18 protein-coding genes are annotated in these 18521 nt (G+C 73.0%); 7 read left to right on the plus strand and 11 right to left on the minus strand.

From position 1 onward, the window contains the following. The first annotated feature begins 127 nt into the window (after positions 1–127). The 5 genes from ACFO4E_RS09240 to ACFO4E_RS09260 all read left to right on the plus strand — a co-directional run bounded on the left by ACFO4E_RS09240 (position 128) and on the right by ACFO4E_RS09260 (position 3853). Positions 128–1009, plus strand: coding sequence for an NAD(P)-dependent oxidoreductase (locus tag ACFO4E_RS09240; RefSeq protein WP_378572876.1), 882 nt, complete (start codon positions 128–130; stop codon positions 1007–1009). 5 nt (positions 1010–1014) lie between these two features. Then, the gene (locus ACFO4E_RS09245) at positions 1015–1629 is read left to right on the plus strand and encodes a maleylpyruvate isomerase N-terminal domain-containing protein (RefSeq protein WP_378572878.1); all 615 of its coding nucleotides are present in this window, start codon (positions 1015–1017) and stop codon (positions 1627–1629) included. A 36-nt stretch (positions 1630–1665) separates the two neighbouring features. Further along, the gene (locus ACFO4E_RS09250; protein ID WP_378572880.1) at positions 1666–2661 is read left to right on the plus strand and encodes a stage II sporulation protein M; all 996 of its coding nucleotides are present in this window, start codon (positions 1666–1668) and stop codon (positions 2659–2661) included. Between the two features lie 209 nt (positions 2662–2870). After that, the gene (locus tag ACFO4E_RS09255; RefSeq protein ID WP_378572882.1) at positions 2871–3146 is read left to right on the plus strand and encodes a hypothetical protein; all 276 of its coding nucleotides are present in this window, start codon (positions 2871–2873) and stop codon (positions 3144–3146) included. Positions 3147–3169: 23 nt separating this feature from the next. Next, positions 3170–3853: a class I SAM-dependent methyltransferase gene (locus ACFO4E_RS09260; RefSeq protein WP_378572884.1), complete on the plus strand. Its 684-nt coding sequence runs from the start codon at positions 3170–3172 to the stop codon at positions 3851–3853. 69 nt (positions 3854–3922) lie between these two features. Here the strand turns inward: ACFO4E_RS09260 and ACFO4E_RS09265 are convergent, their stop codons facing one another. The 4 genes from ACFO4E_RS09265 to ACFO4E_RS09280 form a co-directional block, all read right to left on the minus strand. After that, positions 3923–4972 carry a methyltransferase gene (locus ACFO4E_RS09265; protein ID WP_378572886.1) on the minus strand — a complete coding sequence of 350 codons (1050 nt, stop codon included), beginning with the start codon at positions 4970–4972 and terminating at the stop codon, positions 3923–3925. Positions 4973–5421: 449 nt separating this feature from the next. Beyond that, positions 5422–5832, minus strand: coding sequence for a hypothetical protein (locus ACFO4E_RS09270; protein ID WP_378572888.1), 411 nt, complete (start codon positions 5830–5832; stop codon positions 5422–5424). A gap of 57 nt (positions 5833–5889) precedes the next feature. Continuing rightward, positions 5890–7269, minus strand: coding sequence for a hypothetical protein (locus ACFO4E_RS09275; RefSeq protein ID WP_378572890.1), 1380 nt, complete (start codon positions 7267–7269; stop codon positions 5890–5892). A gap of 489 nt (positions 7270–7758) precedes the next feature. Next, positions 7759–8187, minus strand: a complete 429-nt coding sequence (locus ACFO4E_RS09280) for an ATP-binding protein (RefSeq protein ID WP_378572892.1) — start codon at positions 8185–8187, stop codon at positions 7759–7761. A 414-nt stretch (positions 8188–8601) separates the two neighbouring features. On the opposite strand from ACFO4E_RS09280, the gene ACFO4E_RS09285 reads away from it, so the two are divergent. Then, positions 8602–9417 carry a helix-turn-helix domain-containing protein gene (locus ACFO4E_RS09285; protein WP_378572894.1) on the plus strand — a complete coding sequence of 272 codons (816 nt, stop codon included), beginning with the start codon at positions 8602–8604 and terminating at the stop codon, positions 9415–9417. Next, complete coding sequence (locus ACFO4E_RS09290) at positions 9414–9593, plus strand: DUF397 domain-containing protein (protein WP_378572896.1); 180 nt, start codon at positions 9414–9416, stop codon at positions 9591–9593. Before ACFO4E_RS09285 ends, ACFO4E_RS09290 begins: the two co-directional genes overlap by 4 nt. A gap of 46 nt (positions 9594–9639) precedes the next feature. On the opposite strand, the gene ACFO4E_RS09295 is transcribed toward ACFO4E_RS09290, so the two are convergent. The 7 genes from ACFO4E_RS09295 to ACFO4E_RS09325 form a co-directional block, all read right to left on the minus strand. Continuing rightward, positions 9640–10752, minus strand: a complete 1113-nt coding sequence (locus ACFO4E_RS09295; protein WP_378572898.1) for a TFIIB-type zinc ribbon-containing protein — start codon at positions 10750–10752, stop codon at positions 9640–9642. 142 nt (positions 10753–10894) lie between these two features. Beyond that, positions 10895–12052 (minus strand): SPFH domain-containing protein, encoded by a 1158-nt coding sequence (locus tag ACFO4E_RS09300; protein WP_378572900.1) that lies wholly within the window; start codon positions 12050–12052, stop codon positions 10895–10897. Positions 12053–12371: 319 nt separating this feature from the next. After that, positions 12372–13673, minus strand: coding sequence for a DUF58 domain-containing protein (locus tag ACFO4E_RS09305; RefSeq protein WP_378572902.1), 1302 nt, complete (start codon positions 13671–13673; stop codon positions 12372–12374). 103 nt (positions 13674–13776) lie between these two features. Further along, positions 13777–14757: an AAA family ATPase gene (locus tag ACFO4E_RS09310; RefSeq protein WP_378572904.1), complete on the minus strand. Its 981-nt coding sequence runs from the start codon at positions 14755–14757 to the stop codon at positions 13777–13779. Positions 14758–14875: 118 nt separating this feature from the next. Continuing rightward, positions 14876–16126 (minus strand): DUF4350 domain-containing protein, encoded by a 1251-nt coding sequence (locus ACFO4E_RS09315; protein ID WP_378572906.1) that lies wholly within the window; start codon positions 16124–16126, stop codon positions 14876–14878. Further along, positions 16126–16734: a DUF4129 domain-containing protein gene (locus tag ACFO4E_RS09320; protein WP_378572908.1), complete on the minus strand. Its 609-nt coding sequence runs from the start codon at positions 16732–16734 to the stop codon at positions 16126–16128. Before ACFO4E_RS09320 ends, ACFO4E_RS09315 begins: the two co-directional genes overlap by 1 nt. Continuing rightward, positions 16731–18245 (minus strand): glycerophosphoryl diester phosphodiesterase membrane domain-containing protein, encoded by a 1515-nt coding sequence (locus ACFO4E_RS09325; protein WP_378572910.1) that lies wholly within the window; start codon positions 18243–18245, stop codon positions 16731–16733. Before ACFO4E_RS09325 ends, ACFO4E_RS09320 begins: the two co-directional genes overlap by 4 nt. Positions 18246–18521: the final 276 nt, after the last annotated feature.

Below are 18521 nucleotides of genomic sequence, written 5' to 3' on the forward strand. Positions count from 1 at the left end.
AGCCTATGGCAGGAATTTGCGCAATGGCGACATTCCTGTCACTTCCACCGGCCGCCGGGCACTGCGAACGTGGTCCGCACCGAGGAACCGCCACCCGCGGATTCCCCCACCGGACGAGGACACCGATATGAACATGGGCACCGGACCCGAGGCCGTGAGCGTCATCGGGCTGGGCGCGATGGGCTCGGCCCTGGCCGCGGCGCTGCTGGACCGCGGCCACCCCACCACCGTGTGGAACCGAACGGCCCACAAGGCACGGCCGCTGGTCGAACGCGGCGCACGCGCGGCCGCGACCCCGGGGGACGCGATCGCCGCGAGCCCGCTCGTCATCGCCTGCGTCTTGGACCACGCGGCGCTGCACGCCGCCGTGGACCCCTACGCGGGGACCATGGCGGGCACGGCCCTGGTCGACCTCACGTCCGGGTCTCCCGGCCAGGCCCGGGAGACCGCCGCATGGGCCGCCGGGCACGGGATCGACCACCTCGACGGCGCGATCATGACGACCCCGCCCGGCGTCGGCCGCCCGGACATGATGTTCCTGTACAGCGGGCCGCGGGCCGTCTTCGACGCCCACCGCCCCGCCCTCGCGGCCCTGGGCGACCCGCGCTACCTCAGCGCCGACCCCGCAACGGCGTCGCTCTACGATTCCGCCCTGCTCGGCCTCATGTGGTCGGCCCTGACCGGATGGCTGCACGGAACCGCCCTCGTGGGCGCGGACGCGGTCGCCGCCACGGAGTTCACCCCCGTCGCGGTCGACTGGCTGACCGCCGTCGCCGGGTTCATGACCACCTACGCGCCCCAGATCGACGCCGGCCGCTACCCCGGCGACGACGCGACGGTCGACGTGCAGATCGCCGCCATCGGCCACCTCATCCACGCGGCGGAGGAGCGCGGCATCGACAACGCCCTGCCCGGGGTGCTGAAGTCCGCCATGGAACGGGCCCGCGACGCCGGGCACGGCGGCGACAGCCACGCCAGCGTGATCGAGGTACTGAAGGGCGCGAAGTGACCCCGATGGCCCACGATCGCGCGACCGCCGATTCCATGACCGCCGCCCCGTGGGCGGAGCAGGTGGCGAGCGCCGCCGACACCTGCCTGGCGGCCCTCCTGCCGGCGGCCGGCCGCGACTGGTCGCGGCCCGCCGGCGGCCTCGACTGGACCTGCCGCCACACCCTCGACCACCTCGCGCTGGGCCTGGTCGGCTATGCGGGCCTGCTCATCGCCCGCCCCACCGACCGCTACATCACCCTGTTCGCCTCCCTCGACCCCGAGGCGCCCGTCGCGACCTGCCTGGAGGGCGTCCGCATCGCGGCCTCCCTCCTGGCCGCCACGGTCCGCGGCACCGGCGCCGACGCCCGGGCCTGGCACCCCTGGGGCCGTTCCGACGCCTCCGGGTTCGCCGCCATGGGCGTCACCGAGCTGGTCGTGCACACCTACGACATCACCCGCGCCTTCGGCGGCGCCTGGGCCCCGCCCGACGACCTCGCCGCCGCGGCCCTGGAGCGCCTCTTCCGGGACGCCCCGGCCGGCCACCGGCCCGGCGACGCCCTGCTGTGGTGCACCGGCCGCACCGACCTGCCCGGGCTGCCCCGGCGTACGCGGTGGCGCTGGGACGGCACGGTGCGCTGAGCCCGGCACCCGGCGCGTGTGGGTAGAGTCCGTGGCGTGGAACTCGACGTCTTCGCCGCCGCGCACAAGCCCGACTGGGACCGCCTGGAGCGGCTGGTGCGCCGGCGCCGCAGGCTCACCGGGGCCGAGACCGACGAACTCGTCGAGCTCTACCAGCGGGTGTCCACCCACCTCTCCGTGGTCCGCTCCTCCGGGCAGGACCCCATCCTCACCGGGTGGCTGTCGGGCCTCGTGGCGCGGGCCCGCTCGGCGGTCACGGGGGCCCACGCGCCCGCCTGGCGCGACATCCTGAACTTCTTCACCCGCTCGTTCCCCGCTGTGCTGTACAGGACGCGGTGGTGGTGGATCGCCGCGTCGCTGGGCACGGTGGCGTTCTCGACCGCGATCGGCGTGTGGATCGCCACCGACCCGGCGGTGCAGAGTGCCATGGGGACCCCGGAGTCGATCCGCGCCTATGTCGAGAACGACTTCGCCAACTACTACGTGGAGCACCCGGGGGCGTCGTTCGCCGCGCAGGTGTGGACCAACAACGCCTGGGCCGCCGCCCAGGCGCTGGTGCTGGGGGTGTTCCTCTGCCTGCCGACCGTCTACGTCCTGGCGCTCAACGGCGCCAACCTGGGCGCGGCGGGCGGCCTGATGTTCGCCCACGGCAAGGGCGACGTCTTCTTCGGGCTGATCCTGCCGCACGGCCTGCTGGAGCTGACCGCGGTGTTCGTGGCGGCCGGGGTGGGCCTCAAACTCGGCTGGACCCTCATCGCACCCGGCCCGCGCCCCCGCCTCCAGGCCCTCGGCGAGGAGGCGCGCCCCGCAATCGGGGTGGCGCTCGGCCTGGTGCTGGTCCTGTTCATCTCGGGGCTGATCGAGGGCTTCGTCACCGGCTGGGTCCACACCACCTGGCTGCGCATCGGCATCGGCGTCGTGGCGGAGGTCCTGTTCCTCGCCTACGTCTACACCCTCGGCCGCCGCGCCCACCGGGAGGGAGAGACCGGCGACATCGAAGGCCGCCCCCAGACGGCCCCCGTGGCGGGCTGACGGCCCTCCACCGCCGGCCGGCCGGCCCGGCGGATGCGGGCGGGAACCGATCGTGGGTGACGCGGGAGCCGGTGCCGTACTAGCCTGCGGCCGTGTGCCGTTACGCGATCCCCCACAAGTGCCACTTCGTGTGCCTCCCGTGCCGCGCGGCGTTCAAGCAGGAGGCGCGCGGGGAGTCCGCGCACCCGTGTCCCCGGTGCCGCGGGCCGATGACCGACGCCGGCCCCGATCTGGCGGTGCCGCCGCGGCGCGACACGAGGGCGTGGCGGGCCCTTGAGGCCACGCTCCGCGCCGGGATCACCTTCCACTCCTGCGGCTGCGGCGGACCCGGATACCGGCCCCGAACGTGGCCGCAGGTCCGGGAGCGCCGGGAGGCCGCACGGCGGCTGGGCGTTGCCGAGTACGCCGTCCTCCAACGCTGGGACCCGTGGGAGGCGGACTCCGCCGAGCGCTCCGACCGGCCACGGCCGCCGGCCGGCGGATAGGGGGCACTGTGTACGGTCGGGGCATGGGCGGCGATGACGACGGCCTCCTCGCCGAACAGGCCGCCTACTACCGGGCCGGGGCGGCGCAGTACGACCGGCCCTATGCCGAGCGTGCGGATCTGCGGAGGCTGTTGGCCGTGGCCGACGACCTCCCGATCGCCGGGGACGTGCTGGAGCTCGCCTGCGGAACGGGCCAGTGGACCCCGCTGCTCGCCGCGCGGGCGCGATCGGTGACCGCGCTCGATACGGCGGCCGAGGCGCTCGGCCTCGCCCGTGCCCGCACCGCGTCCCCGCGGGTCCGGTTCGTCCAGGCCGACGTGTTCGAGTGGGAGCCGCCGCGGCGCTACGACACGGTGTTCTTCGCGTTCTGGCTCTCTCATGTCCCGCCGGCGCGGCTGCCCGGCTTCTGGAACACCGTCGCCGGGATGCTCGCCCCGGGCGGCAGAGCGGTCTTCGTCGACGACGGCCCCGCCGGCGCCGCGGAGGAGGAGGTCCTCGCGGACCAGCCCGTCCCGGCGGTGGTGCGCCGACTCGACGACGGCAGCCGGTACCGCATCGTGAAGGTGTTCCACGATGCCCGGGCGCTCGCGGACGACCTCCGGGCGTTGGGGTGGACGGCCGACGTCCGCACGGTGGAGGGCGGCTTCATCGTCGGCACCGCGGAGCCGCCCGCCGGGGACGGCGGCGCATCGGGCGGCGGCGCGTAGGCGTCCGCCGCCGGCCCGCCGGGTCGCCTCTCGTGGCGGTGGACGACACCGGCGGGCCCTGCGGGGGTGCTAGGCGGGCACGGCCTCCAGCACGGAGACGACGGACGCGGAAGGCGACACGTCGACGAGCTTCAGGCCCGCCTGCTCGAACAGGGCGCGGAACTCGTCGGCGCTGCGCTCGCGCCCGGTCGCCAGCGCCATCATGTTCAGGTCCATCATCGGCGCCAGCCCCGGCGTGCCCACCTCTTCGACGAGGAGTTCCATCACCAGCACACGGCCACCGGGTTCGAGCGCCTCCCGGCAGTTGCGCAGGATGCGTACGCACGCGTCGTCGTCCCAGTCGTGCAGGACGAACTTCAACAGGTGCACATCCCCGGCCGGCACCTTCTCGAAGAAGTCGCCGCCGATGAAGGCGAACTGGTCCGAGACACCCAGGCGCGCCGCGGAGGCGTCGGCCTCGACGCCGACGTGCGGGAGGTCGAGCACGATCCCGGTCAGCCCGGGATGCCTCTGCAGGAGGGTCTGGACGAGGTTGCCGCCGGAGCCGCCGACATCCACGGCGGTCTCGGTGCCCTTGAGGCGGATCACGTCGGCCAGTTGGTGGGCGAGGTTGTGCGTCATCGCGGACATGGCGTTGGTGAACACCCCGGCCTCGCCGGGATTGGCGGATAGCCAGTCGAAGAACGGAGCGTCGAGAGCGGCCTCCGCCTGGGTGGTGCCGGCCCGTACCGCATCGGCCAGCCGCCCCCATGGCAGCCAGTGCGATTCGGCCCCGCCCCATAGCGCCAGGTCGCGCAGTGAACCGGGGGCGTCGGAGCGCAAGGTGTCGAGGAGGGGCGTACCGGCGAAGCGGCTCCCGTCCGTCGATGTGGCCAGGCCGAGGGAAGCGCACGCCCGCAGGAAGCGGAACGTCGTATCGGGGTCCAGCGACTCCGCCTCGGCGACCTGGGCGGCGGTCGCCCCGTCCGGATGCAGATGGTCGGCGATGCGCAATTCGGCCGCTGTCCGCACGACCTGGGTGACCCAGTACCCGGTCATCATCTGGATCATCCGCCCTGTGTCGTCCGCCGGCGCTTCGGCTGAACCGGCCGCGACGAACTGGCGTTCGAACAGTGTCATCTGATGCCCTTTTCGAATGGGGAGCTCCGACGGGTCACCCCTGCTCGCCCTGGACGGTGTCACATGCGGGAGCGGCGGGGGCACGCGTCGGCGAACAGGCGCCGCCCCGCCCCGGCAGGCTCCCTTCGGTGTCCGGTGAGTGCGGTCACTGCCGTGCGGACGCGTCGGTAGGGGATCAGTCGACACTATGCCGTAACGGCACAGACAACCCGAAACGGCGCGTGTTGCCATTTGTGATCCAGTCGTCACCGCCGCCGCCCGGTCCGGCCACGCGGGGAGAGGCCGCGGCCGGGCCGCAGTGGTCTGGCCCGCTGCGCGCGCCGGTGGCGGGCCGAGGGCCCGGGCCGGCCGCCTCCGGTGGCGATGGCCGTGGGGCCGCCGGTGCGGGGGCGGAAGAGGACGGCGGTGCCGACCGTGCGGTGGCCCGCAGACCTTTCGGGAAGAAGGACCTAGCGCCTTCGGCGCAGCACCGCCCAGAGGACCGCGCCGCTCGTGGCGACGGCGGCCGCGGAATGGGCGGCCGCGGTTCCCGGCCCTGAGCCGTCCAGGGCAATGGACAGGAGCAGGGCCGTCGCGACCGCGGCCAACGGCCCCGCCGCGGCCGTCGCGGCGGCCCCCGGGCGGCCCATGCGCGCGGAGTTGCGCGCGAGCGCCGCGCCGAGACCGACCGCCGCGGCGACGACCGCGGCCATGCCCAGCAGGGCGACCACCTCTACGGTGCCGACCTCGGGCCGCTGCACGGCAGGGGAGGGTGGGGCCAGCGTCGCGGCGACCATACCCGTCGCCAGGTATCCCACGAGGGTCACCACCCAGCCGCCGACGACGATGGCGGCGGCCCATCCGGCGTGTTTCACGGTCATCCTCGTGTACTCCGTCCTCGGTCCCTCGCCGGTCGCGACCCGTCCCCGTCGCCCGCGTCACTCGCGCTGGGACACGCACGCCGGGAACTCCACGAACCCACGGGTGCCGCCGGGGCGCGGGGCGCCGAGGAACTCCGCCTCCACCGTGTCCGCCTCGGACGACTCGACGGTGACCTTGGCCCCCAGGCCCAGGCCGAGGGCCACCCGCCCGCCGAAGGTGTCGGAGTCCATCGTCCGCACCTGGGTGGTGTTGGCGACCGTCGCCTGCTCGTACATCAGCCGCTCGAAGTCGCCCGCGCCCGGCGGCGGCTCGGTGAGCAGGGAGTCGCCGTCGTCGAAGAGCTGGCTGAACGCGAGGGACGGCATCCCCGTCGTCCCCTCCTCGCGCAGGTACTCCTCGGCGATCGCCTGTTCCTCGGGGGTGTCCAGGGTGATGGTGGTGCGGGTCTCCTGGAGGGTGCTGTCGCCGTCGCGGCCCTTCAGCCCGCCCTTGCCGTTGTTCCCGCGCCCGCCGAGGCGGTCCTTGCTGATCAGCGTGTCCTCGACCGTGGTGGTGTACACGATCTCGACCGGACGCCCATCGGCGTCGCGCATGACCCGCACCCCCCCTGTCCAGTTCGTCAGGTCCTCGGACCCGGCCCCGGCGATCTCGGTGCCGACCCCGAGCTGACCGTCGAACTGGTAGGTGGTCCCGGTGAGCACGTTGTCGGGGTCGCGGCGGTCGGTGCGGTGAGCGACCTGCGCTCCTACCCGGAACTTGCCGTTGAGCCCGGTGCCGATGTCGAAGTACTGCTCGCCCTCGGAGGTCTTCACCCCCGCGCCCGTCTCGGCGTTCGCGCCCGCCTCCAGGCGGAGGGTCGCGGTGGTGATGCCGGGGTCGGGGATCTCCGGGGGCGGGTTGAGCCAGTAGTAGAGGCCCATCCCCGGGTTGCGGGACATCTGCTCCATGGCGGTCTGGTTCTCGATGATGTCGTCCTTGAAGGTCATCGCCTGCTCGCGGTCGTCGAAGACCCAGGTGTCGCCGACCCCCGCCCGGAGGTAGGCGCCGATCTTGGCCTCGGCGCCGAGCTGGAGGTGGTCGCCGCCCTCACCCTTGACCTGGAACGCCTTGCCCTCGACACCCAGTTCGAAGTTGTGCGGCAGCAGGGTGAGCCGGTAGGTGCCGTCCGCCATCTGCTGTTCCATGAACGAGTACTCGTCGCCGAATTTGAAGATGCCGACGTACATGGAGTACCCGGCGCGCTCCTGGAGCTGGTAGACCTCGCAGCGGGGCGGGATGAAGTCCTCATCGCGCGGTGCGTCGGCCTGCTCGTCACCCGGGCGCGGGCAGTCGCCCTGGGTGACCACGCAGAGCGCGTATTCGATGAAGTCGGATATCCGCTGCGGAATGGACGTGAGGAGAAGCGCGCCGATGATGGCGGCGATGAGCAGGATCACCGCCGCGAATTCCGTGGCCGAGGATCCGCGCTCGCCACGCGGAATCCGGTCGCCGAGGCCCACCGCTTCCCCCTGATCCCCCGAACCCGCGGGTTCCCTCGCCCGTGCAAACGGTTCGACAGTACGTGCAGGTCAGAACGTCGAGTAGGCCCACGGGTAGCGGCGGATCTGGGCCCGGAGTGGGCCCGCGCGGCGGTGTCTACGAGGCTTTCAGCAATCGCTTTCCGACGATCTCCCCAGCTCACATGTGGTGAATGGCGGAATGGGCGGCAGGGGGAGGGCCCAAGCGAATTGGGCCCTCGTCACCTTCCGTTCGCTTTGGGGAGTATGTCCCGTCGGATCCCATTGCTCAAGACCTCACCGCCTGTTCGCATGGTGCCGGACCGTCCACGGCGGGGTCGGGGCCGAGGACGGTCCGGCGGGGAGGCGCGGCTCCTGCTTCCCCCTCCGAAGGCAGGTGCGCGCGTGGTCGGTGTGCCGGGGTGCCGGTCAGGCCACGGAGCTCCCGACGGGGCGGCAGGTGAGCGTGAAGGTGACGCCGGTCCGGGGGTGGGGGAGCGGACCCCAGGTGTCGGCTATGTAGTCGATGAGAGTGATGCCGCGTCCGTGCTGCGCCATGGGGGTGAGGGGGCGAATGAAGGGCAGTGTCCCGCCGGCGGGACATCCTTCGTCGTCGACCTCGATGGTGATGCGGTGGGCGTCGATCTTCAACGTGACCTTGAAGACGCCCCCGTGGCCGCTCGCCGTGTAGCGGACGGCGTTGGTCGTCGCCTCTGAGACGAGGAGGACGGCCGAGGCGATCGTGTCGTCGGGGATCTCGAAGCCCTCGTGCGCGGAGAGGACGTCATCCGTCCATTCCCGCACCTTCCGAATCTGGTCGGACCACCCGGGGAACCGGCGCTCGTATTCCACTGCCATCACCGCCCCTCGAATCGGAACAGATAAGGACGAATTCGACGCGACCGGGGTCGCTGGAAAACGCCCGAAGGGGATTTCATGCCGTTAGTCTTCATGGATGTGGTCCTCCCTGGTCTCGACAGGTTGAGGGCTGCAGTCCTGGTCGGCGCCCTACGCCGACCAGGACCACGTGCGTAGTTCGCGGGTGTGGTCGCCCTGGTCACATGTTCGTGCGCCGTCAAGTAGTTGAGGGCGCCACAGGGCCCACGAGATCGTTCCTCGTTTCGCTGCTGAGCAGCTTGGGACAACCATGATCCGCCAATAGGACTCCGTGCCAGTGGATCCACAGAAGAGTTAGGAATATTCAGTTTCGGTGGCGGGGGGTCATCATCATGTGGTGTGCTTTGAGGGACGGTCAGAATTTGTGGAGGAACCATGGCTCGTCAAGTCAACCCTCTATGGCAGAAGATCGGATCTGAGCTGCGGAAACGTCGTCGTGCGGCGAGCCTGTCCCAAGACCGCGTCGCTGCCGAGGTCAGAGTGTCGTCGTCCCTCGTCTCCTATTGGGAGAAGGGGACGCGGACGCCGCAGCTTGACCACTGCAAGGAATTGGATGTCCTCTTCAAGACGTCGGGCGTCTTCCAGAGGCTGTGGACGCGGGACAACAACAGCCACGGAATGTACCCCGAGGGCATCCAGGGCGGCATCGACCTTGAACGCACGGCGCGTGAGTTACGGGAGTTCCACGGAACGCTCGTTCCGGGACTGGCGCAGACCCCTCGCTACGCTCGGGCGATCTTCCAGGCCATGCGTCCGTGGGTGGATTCGACCACGCTTGATGGCATGGTCGAATTGAGGATGAAGAGGCAGGAGATCCTCAAATCTCCGGATCGGCCGCTGCTGTCGATCGTGTTGGACGAGACCGTGATCCGCCGTGTTCTTGGGGATGCATCGATTGCAAAAGAACAGCTCGAACATCTGCTTCGACTGGCTGACGATGGCATAATCCGGCTTCAGGTGATGCCCCAGGATTTGCTGTTACCGCCTGGTCTTTCAGGACCATTCCGGGTGTTCGTCTTCTCGGATCGACCGGTCGCCGTGTCCGTAGAGCACATGCTGGATGATCTGATCCTGGACGATGCCGACCAGATTCGCGAATGTGTCATGATGTTCGGAGTGATCCAGGCGGAGGCTCTTTCGACTAAGGCAAGCTATGACCTGGTCCGGAAAGTTCAGGGAGAGTTGGGATGACGACGAGCTGCGGGTGGCACAAGTCAAGCTACAGCGGTGGCAACAACAACAACTGTGTCGAGGTCGCGGAAGGTACCGCCACGCTAATGCGTGACAGTCGGCATCGGGACCTCGCGGCTCTCGCATTCCCTGTCACGGAGTGGCGGGCCTTCCTCGCCGACATCGATTCCCTCTGAAAGCCTCCCCTCGTCACGCTTTCGGTCCGGCCTCCCGGGAGGCCGGTCACCCATAGGTGATGAACAGCCACGCGACGAGCGCGACCAGGATGAGTGCCGCCAGCGAGGCCGCCACGATCTTGGTGACGCTGTACGGGCGCTCGCCGTGGACCTCTCCCGTGCAGCCGTTCACCATGATCTGCCAGGACTTCCCCTGGTAGACGTAGCTGCCCGTCCAGACCGGCAGGAGCATCAGCTTGCACGTCACGGCGTCGTAGCGGGTGTCGACGTGTGACACCCGCTGTACATCCCCGCCGATGTCGTGTCGGCAGTCCTGCTCGATCACCGGGGCCATCTCGGCCTTCGCCTTCGCGAAGCCGGACTCGGGCTCGACGTCGTAGCGCAGGGTCTCGTGGCCCGTGAGGTAGTCCGGCTGAAAGGCGACCGCCGACGTCAGCGGCCACGGTTCGAGGGCCTTCAGCCGCTCCGCGTCCACCGGTCCCCGGTCGATCCCGGTGACCAGCACGTCGTCGAACCGCCGTGACACCCGCCCCCGCGCGGGGTACCAGCGGGTCTTGCGCACCTGGCGGGTCCGGGTCTCCTGCTTGCCGTTGACCGTCGCCGTGTAGGTCTCGGTCACGTAGTAGTACTGCCCCCGCTGCCCCTTGTAGTCCGACGTGGTCGCGGAGTCGAAGGTCCAGTGCGGCAGGAACGTGCTCTTCATGGACTCCGCGTCGGCCACCTTCTTGAGGCCGTTGGGCGCGAACCAGCGGGACCTCGTCCACGTCCGCAGCGCCTCTCGGGCCGCGTTGCGGTCGAGGCCGAAGGCGAGGATCGCCTCCGGCACGATCTGCGGGTCGTCGGTGGTGTCGGCGACCAGCGGGGCGGAGCAGAACTGGCACACCCGCGAGAGCGCCCCGCCCTGCACGTGCGCCCCGCAGTTCCGGCAGTCGTAGTGGTGGGCGGCCAGCTCGTGGGCGGGACGGCGCGGCTTGGCGACGATCGTGGCGAAGGCGTGCTCGCGGACTTCGCGGGTGGGCGCGCCCACTTCCTGGCGGTGCCCGCAGTAGGGGCAGCTCAGGCCGGCCGTGCCGGGCTCGTACTGGAGGTGCGCCCCGCACCCGGAGCAGGGGAGCGACGGGCGCGACGCCGCAGGGGGACTCGACGGGGGTTGGGACATGGTGGCCTCACGGAGGAGAGATGGCTGACGACACGGGCGGGGAGGGACCTGGGCGCGGCCGCGAGGGCGATCGGCGGTTCAGGCCCCCGGACGCGGCTGCGAGGGCGGCGGCCCTCCACCGGCGGGGCAGGCCCGGACGCGGTTACGCGGGCGGCAGCGGCGGGGGGACCGCGCCGAAGAGGCGGGCGGTCTCCGGTACCTCGCGGGCGGCGGTCCACTGCTCCATGCCGGTCCGCCAGACCAGGGTCTCGGGGGTCAGCGTCCCCTCGCCGACGCGGTCGGCCAGCGACGCCTCGTCGAGCGGGCCGACGCGCTGCCCGTCCACCCCGAGGTACCACTGCGCCTGCTGCGGCAGCGGGGGAGGGCCCGCCTGGCCCTGAGGCGCCTGCGGCGCCTGGGGCGGCTGTGCGTGCCGTCCCTGCGGCGGCTGCGCGGCCTGCGCGCCGAGGTTGGCGGCCATCTGCTGGCCGGCGGCGAACCCCATACCCAGGCCCAGCCCCTCGCCGGCGCCGCCGCCCGGGTTCCGGGCGGCGTCCTCGATGGCGTTGGCGGTCTGGAACCGGCCGTACTGGTCGAGGTCGCCGACGATCGCCATCTGCGAGCGCTTGTCGACGGCCTCCTCCACCTCCGGCGGGAGGGAGACGTTCTCGATGATGAAGCGGGGGATCTGGATGCCGACGTCGGCGAGGTCGTTGCTCAGCACGTTGGCCAGGCGCTCGCCGATGACATGCTGGTTGGCGGCGAGGTCGAGGATGGGCGTGGAGCCGGCCGCGGTCCCCAGGGCGCTGCCGAGCCGGCCCACGATCTGCTGCCGCAGGTACTCCTCGACCTCTTCGGTGCGGAATTGCGGGTCGGTCCCCGCCAGTTCGCGGATCAGGCTCGCCGCGTCGACCACCCGGGCCGCGTAGCCGCCGAAGGCGCGCAGCCGCACCATCCCGAACTCGGGGTCGCGCACGAGGACGGGGTTGCGCGTGCCCCACTTCATGTCGGTGAACTGGCGGGTGGCGACGAAGTACACCTCGGCCTTGAACGGCGAGTCGAAGCCGTACTTCCACCCCTTCAGAGTGGACAGGACCGGCATGTTCCGGGTGACCAGGGTGTGGGTGCCGGGCGGGAAGACGTCGGCGATGTTGCCCTCGTTGACGAAGACCGCGACCTGCGACTCGCGCACGACGAGCTTGGCGCCCATCTTGATCTCGTTGTCGTGGCGGGGGAACCGCCAGACGATGGTGTCGCGGCTGTCGTCCAGCCATTCGACGATGTCGATGAATTCGCCGCGGATCGAATCGAACAGTCCCACGCGTGCTCCCTACGCTCGCCCCTCCGGCCCCGGCGCCCGCCCTCCGCGGGCGCCCGTGCGGTCGTCGTCCGCACCGGCCACCTGGCTTGGACCCGGGCGCCGCCGACGCGGTTCCGGTTTCGGCGGGGTGTATGCCGAACCGAAACCGGTCAATGCTCGCGTAAGGCGCGATCCTCGCGCAGCGGACACGCCGGGAGTGCCGCGCCGTGCCGGTGTCCTGATCCGGCCGCCGGCCCGTTCTGAGACGCGCGCCGCGCCCGGTTCCCCTGGCTTACGGCCCCCGCCCCGGTTCCCGCGGCCTACGGCCCCGCCCCCGGGCCTACAGCCGCCCCTGCGCCTTCAGCGCGATGTAGGCGTCGGCCAGGGCCGGGGCGATGTGCTCGGGGTCGGCGTCGAGGACCTCCACCCCGAGGCGCCGCAGCTCCGCCGTTATCCGGCGGCGCTCGCCCAGGGTGCGTTCGGCGGCGGCGGCGGAGTACACGGCGCGGGCGCTGCCCCGCTCGGCGGCCATCTCGGTGACGCGGGGGTCGCCCACCGCCGCCACCATCAGCAGGTGCCGGGACGTCAGTGCCGGCAGCACCGGGAGCAGGCCCTCCTCCATCGCCGCGGCGTTGAGGTCGGTGAACAGCACGACCAGTTGCCGGCTGCGGCTGTGCCCGCCCAGGATGGTCGACACCAGCCCCGCCGGGTCGGACTCCACCAGTTCCGCCTCCAGCGGCGCCATCGCCTGCACCAGCGCGGGGATGCGGCTGCCCCGGCCGTGCGTGCGCACCTGGGCGCGGACGCGGCGGTCATAGGCCAGCAGGTCCACCCGGTCCCCGGCCTTGGCGGCCAGCGCCGCCAGCAGCAGCGCGGCGTCCATGGCGTGGTCCAGCCTCGGGGTGTCGCCGACGCGCCCCGCGGAGGTGCGGCCGGTGTCGAGCACCAGCAGGATGCGGCGGTCGCGCTCGGGCCGCCAGGTGCGCACCACCACGCCCTCGCGGCGCGCGGTGGCCCGCCAGTCGATCGAGCGGACGTCGTCGCCCGGCACGTACTCGCGCAGCGAGTCGAACTCGCTGCCCTGGCCGCGCACCAGCGCGACCTGCTGGCCGTCGAGCTCGCGCAGCCGGGAGATCTTGCCGGGCAGGTGGCGGCGGCTGTGGAAGGGCGGCAGCGCCCGGATGCTCCACGGCACCGTGTGCGTGCACTGGCGCGCGGCCAGCCCCAGCGGGCCGAGGCTGCGCACGGTGACCCCCGCGGCGTGCTGGTCGCCCCGCCGCTGCGGGGTCAGCTCGGTCTCCAGGCGGCGGCGTTCTCCGCCCGGGACGGCGACGGTGTGCGTGCGCGGCAGCGCCCCCGCGCTCGGGGCCCATGCGTCGCGCACCAGGCCGCGCAGCGCGCGCCGCGCCGGGTTGCCCACGAACAGCGCGACGCGGGCGGTCTCACCGAGCCGGATCGAGGTGTCCCCGTCGCGCTCCAGAGTGACCCGGCGCGGGCTGGGCGCGAGCGCGACATCGACGGCGATCGCCGCGGCGAGGACGCCGAGCACCGTCCACGCGACCGCTATGGCCGCCGAACCGGCGAGGAGCACCACCAGCATGCCCGCGAACGCCGCGAGTACCGCTCGGCCCGTGATCGCCATGCCCTGCCGTCCGTTTCCTGTTCCTGGTGCGTGTGGGGTTCGGGGGTGCGGGCGGTGCGCCCCGGCCGTCCGCGGCCCGGACGGCTCGGCGCCGCACCAGGTTTCAGCGCGGGACCGCCACCGAGGCGAGGACGCCGTCGAGGACGCCGTCGGTACTGGCCCCCTCCAGCTCCGCCTCCGGGCGCAGGGCGATGCGGTGCCGCAGCGTCGCCTTGGCCAGCGCCTTCACGTCGTCGGGGGTGACGTAGTCCCGGCCCGACAGCCACGCCCACGCGCGACTGGTGCGCAGCAGCGCGGTCGCGCCGCGCGGCGACGCGCCGAGCTGGAGCGACGGCGAGTGGCGGGTGGCCCGGCAGACGTCCACGATGTAGCCCAGCACCTCGGGCGCCACCCGGGTCGCGCCCACGGCTTCGCGGGCCGCGCGCAGGTCCTCGGCGCCGGCCACCGGCCGGACCCCGGCGGCGGCGAGGTCGCCGGGGTCGAACCCGGCCGCGTGCCGCGACAGCATGCCGACCTCGTCCTGGCGCTCGGGCAGCGGCACGACCAGCTTGAGCAGGAACCGGTCGAGCTGGGCCTCGGGCAGCGGGTAGGTGCCCTCGTACTCAACGGGGTTCTGGGTGGCGGCCACGACGAACGGGTCGGGCAGCGCGGTGGGCCGGCCGTCGATGGTCACCTGCCGCTCCTCCATGGCCTCCAGCAGCGCCGCCTGCGTCTTGGGCGGGGTGCGGTTGATCTCGTCGGCCAGGAACAGGTTGGTGAAGACCGGGCCCTCGTGGAACTCGAACTTCGCGGTGCGGGCGTCGTAGACCATGGACCCGGTGACGTCCCCGGGCATCAGGTCGGGGGTGAACTGCACGCGCTTGTGGTCCAGGGCCAGGGCGGCGGAGACGGCCCGGACGAGGAGCGTCTTGGCGACGCCCGGCACCCCCTCCATCAGGACGTGGCCGCGGCACAGCAGCGCCACGACCAGCCCGGTGACGGTCTCGTGCTGGCCGACGACGGCCTTGGCGACCTCGTCGCGCAGCGCGGTCAGCGCGGCGCGGGCCTGCTCCGGGGCGGGCCCCTGCTCGGTGAAGGCGGTCACGTCGGAACTACCTCTTTCGCGTTCTCCGTTGTGCTGGATCGTGGTGGTGCGGCGCGGTGCCGGGCGACACCGCGGCCCGGTGGCGGCCGGCGGCCGGGAGGCGCCTGTGCCCGTGCCCTCACCGCAGGCGGCTCTCAAGGCGGTCGAGGTCGTCGGCGAGCCGCACGAGCCCGTCATCGTCCGCGGTGTAGGCGTCGGCGCCGGCGCCCTCGCGCGGACCGTACAGCAGGGCGCCCAGCGCGGCGGGGTCGCCGCCGGTGCGCTGGGCCAGCGCGTCGACGACCGTCTCGGGCGCGGCGTCCGGGCCCAGGCCCAGCGCGGGCCGCACCCGGCCGATCAGGCCCTCGCGCAGTGCGGCGCCGGCGCGGTCCCGGGCGCGCCGCGCGGCGTAGAGCCCGGCCCGCCCCTCGGTGGTCTCCGATGCGCGGACCACGACCGGCAGGCGCTCGGTGACCAGCGGGCCCAGCCGCCGGCCCTGCCAGAAGGCGAGCAGCAGCAGGGCGGCGCCCAGCGGCAGCACCGCGTACCGCAGCGACAGGGGCAGCAGCTCCGGCAGGCTCGCCTGGCCCTCGGGGACGGCGACGTCGGGGAGCAGCCAGACGACGTCGCGGCCGTCGATCAGGTTGAGGGCGAGAGCCGCGTTGCCCTCGTCGGCCAGGTGCTCGTTGGTCAGGGGGGCGCCGGTGCCGATGACCGTTGTCGCGCCGGTGCCGATGACCGTCATGGTCGCGCTGGAATCGGCGGTGACCCGGACCAGCGCGTCGCCGCCGGTCTCGCCCCCGCCGCCGAGGTCGCCGTCGTCGGCGGCCGGGTAGCAGCCGTCGCCGCCGGGTGCGGAGTACAGCTCGCCGCCGAGGTCGGCGGGGCCGGCGGCGCGCACGGCGGGCAGGTCGCAGCCGGGGTCGAGCGTGCCCGCGTCGGCGCGGGCGGCCACCTCGACACCGGGGGCCAGCGCGTCCAGGGCCGGTCCGCTGGGCTGGACGAGCAGCCGGTCTCCGGGGGCCCGCGCGAGGTCGTCGAGCTGCTCGGCGGTCAGCCGGTGGGAGAACGCCAGGACCAGAACGGACCTGTCGGTGAGGGCGTCGGCGGCCGCCGCGGCGTCGCGGGCGATGGTGACGTCGGCCCCCTGGCCCTCCAGGATCTGCACCAGGGCGCGTGCCCCTTCGGGATTCGGGCCTTCGGGTTCGAGGACCCCCTCGGGCGGGCGCTGGGCGCCGATCGAGACCAGCACGGCCACGACCGCCAGGCCGAGGAGGGCGGCGATTGGGCCGCGGGCGCGCCGCCACAGGTCGGCGGGGCGGGCCGAGACGGGTGCGGAGCCGCTCTCGGGTGCGGCCGGCGGGGAAGCGGGGGGAGCGGTCGCGGCCATCAGGTGCCCGCCCCCGTGCGCACGGGGCTGCTGCCGCGCAGCAGCCGGTCGAGGTCGCGCAGCAGCCGGTCGTCGTCGGCGGTGGCGGGACGCTGGCCGTAGGCGATGTCGTTGAACGCGCGGGCGGCGGCCGTCAGCCCCTCGTGCCCGGCGGGCAGCGCCGCCGATGCCTCGGTGGCCAGTTCGGTCGCCGTCCGCCCGGGGCGCGGGGTGATGATGGCGCGGTCCTCGAGGTCGCGGGTGATGGCGCGCAGGCGCTCGCGGACCGCGGGTCCGTATTCGCCCGCTGCGGCGTGGCGATCGGCGGCGGCGCGGTGGTCGCCGGCGGTGAGCGCGGCCCCGGTGTCGATGACGGCCGCGAGCCGGGCGCGCCGCGCGGGCCGCATGTAGACGATCAGCGCGATCAGCAGCACCGCGAACAGCGCGAGGAGGGGCCCGAGGACCCACCAGCCGCCGGGCACCGACTCGTTCGCGGCCCGGACGAGCTCTTGGAGCCACTCCATGGCCATGGCGTAGATCCGGTCGAGCAGGCCGGGCTCGGCCTCGTTGTAAACGGGGTCGCTCAGCTCCTCGCGGGCCAGGCGGGCCCCTTCGTCGCGGCCCGTCACGCGGGCGCCCCGGGGACGGGGCCGCCGGGCCCGGCCTGCTGCGGGTACCCGGGCGGCGGGCCGGCGGGCGCCGGCGGGCCGGGCAGGTAGATCTCGGGGCCGGCGTGCGCGCCGGACTGCGCCGCGGCCTGGAGCCGGAGGTCCAGCCCCTCGCGCCGCATGCGCAGGTCGACGTAGAGCAGCGTGGTCACGCCGGTGATGAAGGGGGTGGTGACGGTCCCGGCGATCACCGATCCCAGGAACACCGCCGCCGCGTAGGCGGTATCGGCCACCGCGCGGCTTTCGATGAACACGTCGGCCACCCCGCCGAGGATGGAGAACGGGCCCGACAGCACGCTCGCCACGGCGTTGCCGAGGAACGACGCGAGGAGCAGGATGCCGAACACGCGCCACCACCCGCGCCGGGTGAGCCGCCAGGACCGGGCCAGGGCGCTTCCGGGGCCGATGCGTTCGAGGACCGTCACGGGCATGGCCATGCTGGTGCGGACGTAGATCCAGACGTTGGCGGCGGCCCAGGCGACGAGCCCGAGGATGCCGGCGACGACACCGATCCAGATGGTCAGCGCGACGGCCAGGGCGATCGCCCCGACGATCACGCCGACCAAGAGGGCGACCGAGGCCGTGCCGAGCAGGAACAGCAGGACGGCGACGCCCAGGACCGCGCCCAGCCGGGGCTTCGCGGCCGCCCACGCCTCGGCGGCGGTGAGCTTGCGTCCGAGTACCGCCAGGCCGACCACGGCCGCCAGGAGACCGGTGAGGACCGCCGACCCGACGAAGCTGAGGATGGACCCGCCGAACTGCGTCGCCAGGGTGAAGGGCGACATCGGGAAAACGCCGTCGTCCTCCCCGGCCGGTATGGGGGGCTCTTCGAGCCACGCCGTGTAGTCGCTGATCAGGGACCCCGCTCCGACGGCGGGCAGCAGGCTGACGAGGGCCACGATGACCGTGGTCATCCCAAGGGTGGCCTTGGGGTTGTTGCGGATGTAGCCGAAGGCGCCGTTGAAGATGTCGCCGAGGGTGAGGGGGCGCAGGGCGACGATCCCGGGTCGGGGGGCCGCGGGCTGGCCGTAGCCCGGCGGGGCGGCGCCGTACCCGGGCGGCCCGTACCCGGGGTGGGGGCCGTGGCCCGGGGGCGCGTAGCCCCCCGGCCCGCCCGGGCCGGGGGGAGCGTAGCCGGAGGGAGGGGCGAACGCCGGGCCGGGGCCCTGCCCGGGGTACGGTCCCTGCCCCTGTCCGGGCGCCGGTCCCTGCTGTCCGTACCCCGGCTGCCCGTAGCCGTGCTCCTGCGGGTACCCCTGACCTTGAGTGTGGCCTTGCTGTCCGTAGCCGTGGCCCTGGTCGTGGCCGGGCCCGGCGCCCGGTGCCGCCCACCCCGATGGCGGCGGCTCCGGTGCCCCGCCGCCGGGGACCGCCCACGACGACGGCGCGGCGCCCGCGGCGGCGGGGCCGTCCGCGCCGGGCTCCGGCGACCGGTCCGGTTCGCGCCGTTCCTGGCCGTCGTCCTGCGTCATCGGTCCTCCGTGGTGCGTCGGCTCGGGTCCGTTGGGTGCCCACGCTATTCGAGATCAACCTACTGGCGGGCGTTGCGGTCCCGCGCCCGGATTTGGTCGCGTATCAGGTCACCGATTGCGTTCGTTCCTTTTGTATGCTTTCGGATATCGACCGACCGTGTCGCGTGCACAGAGTGATCAATCTGCTCTGGACGGGCGGCGACCCAGGCGGCAGTCTGTCCCAGGGGACCTGGCCAGGGAGGACGGCTCCGCCGCCGCGGCGGTCCGGTGGCTCAC

The sequence above is a fragment of the Nocardiopsis mangrovi genome, from assembly GCF_042653925.1.
Classification (GTDB): Bacteria; Actinomycetota; Actinomycetes; order Streptosporangiales; family Streptosporangiaceae; genus Nocardiopsis_B; species Nocardiopsis_B mangrovi.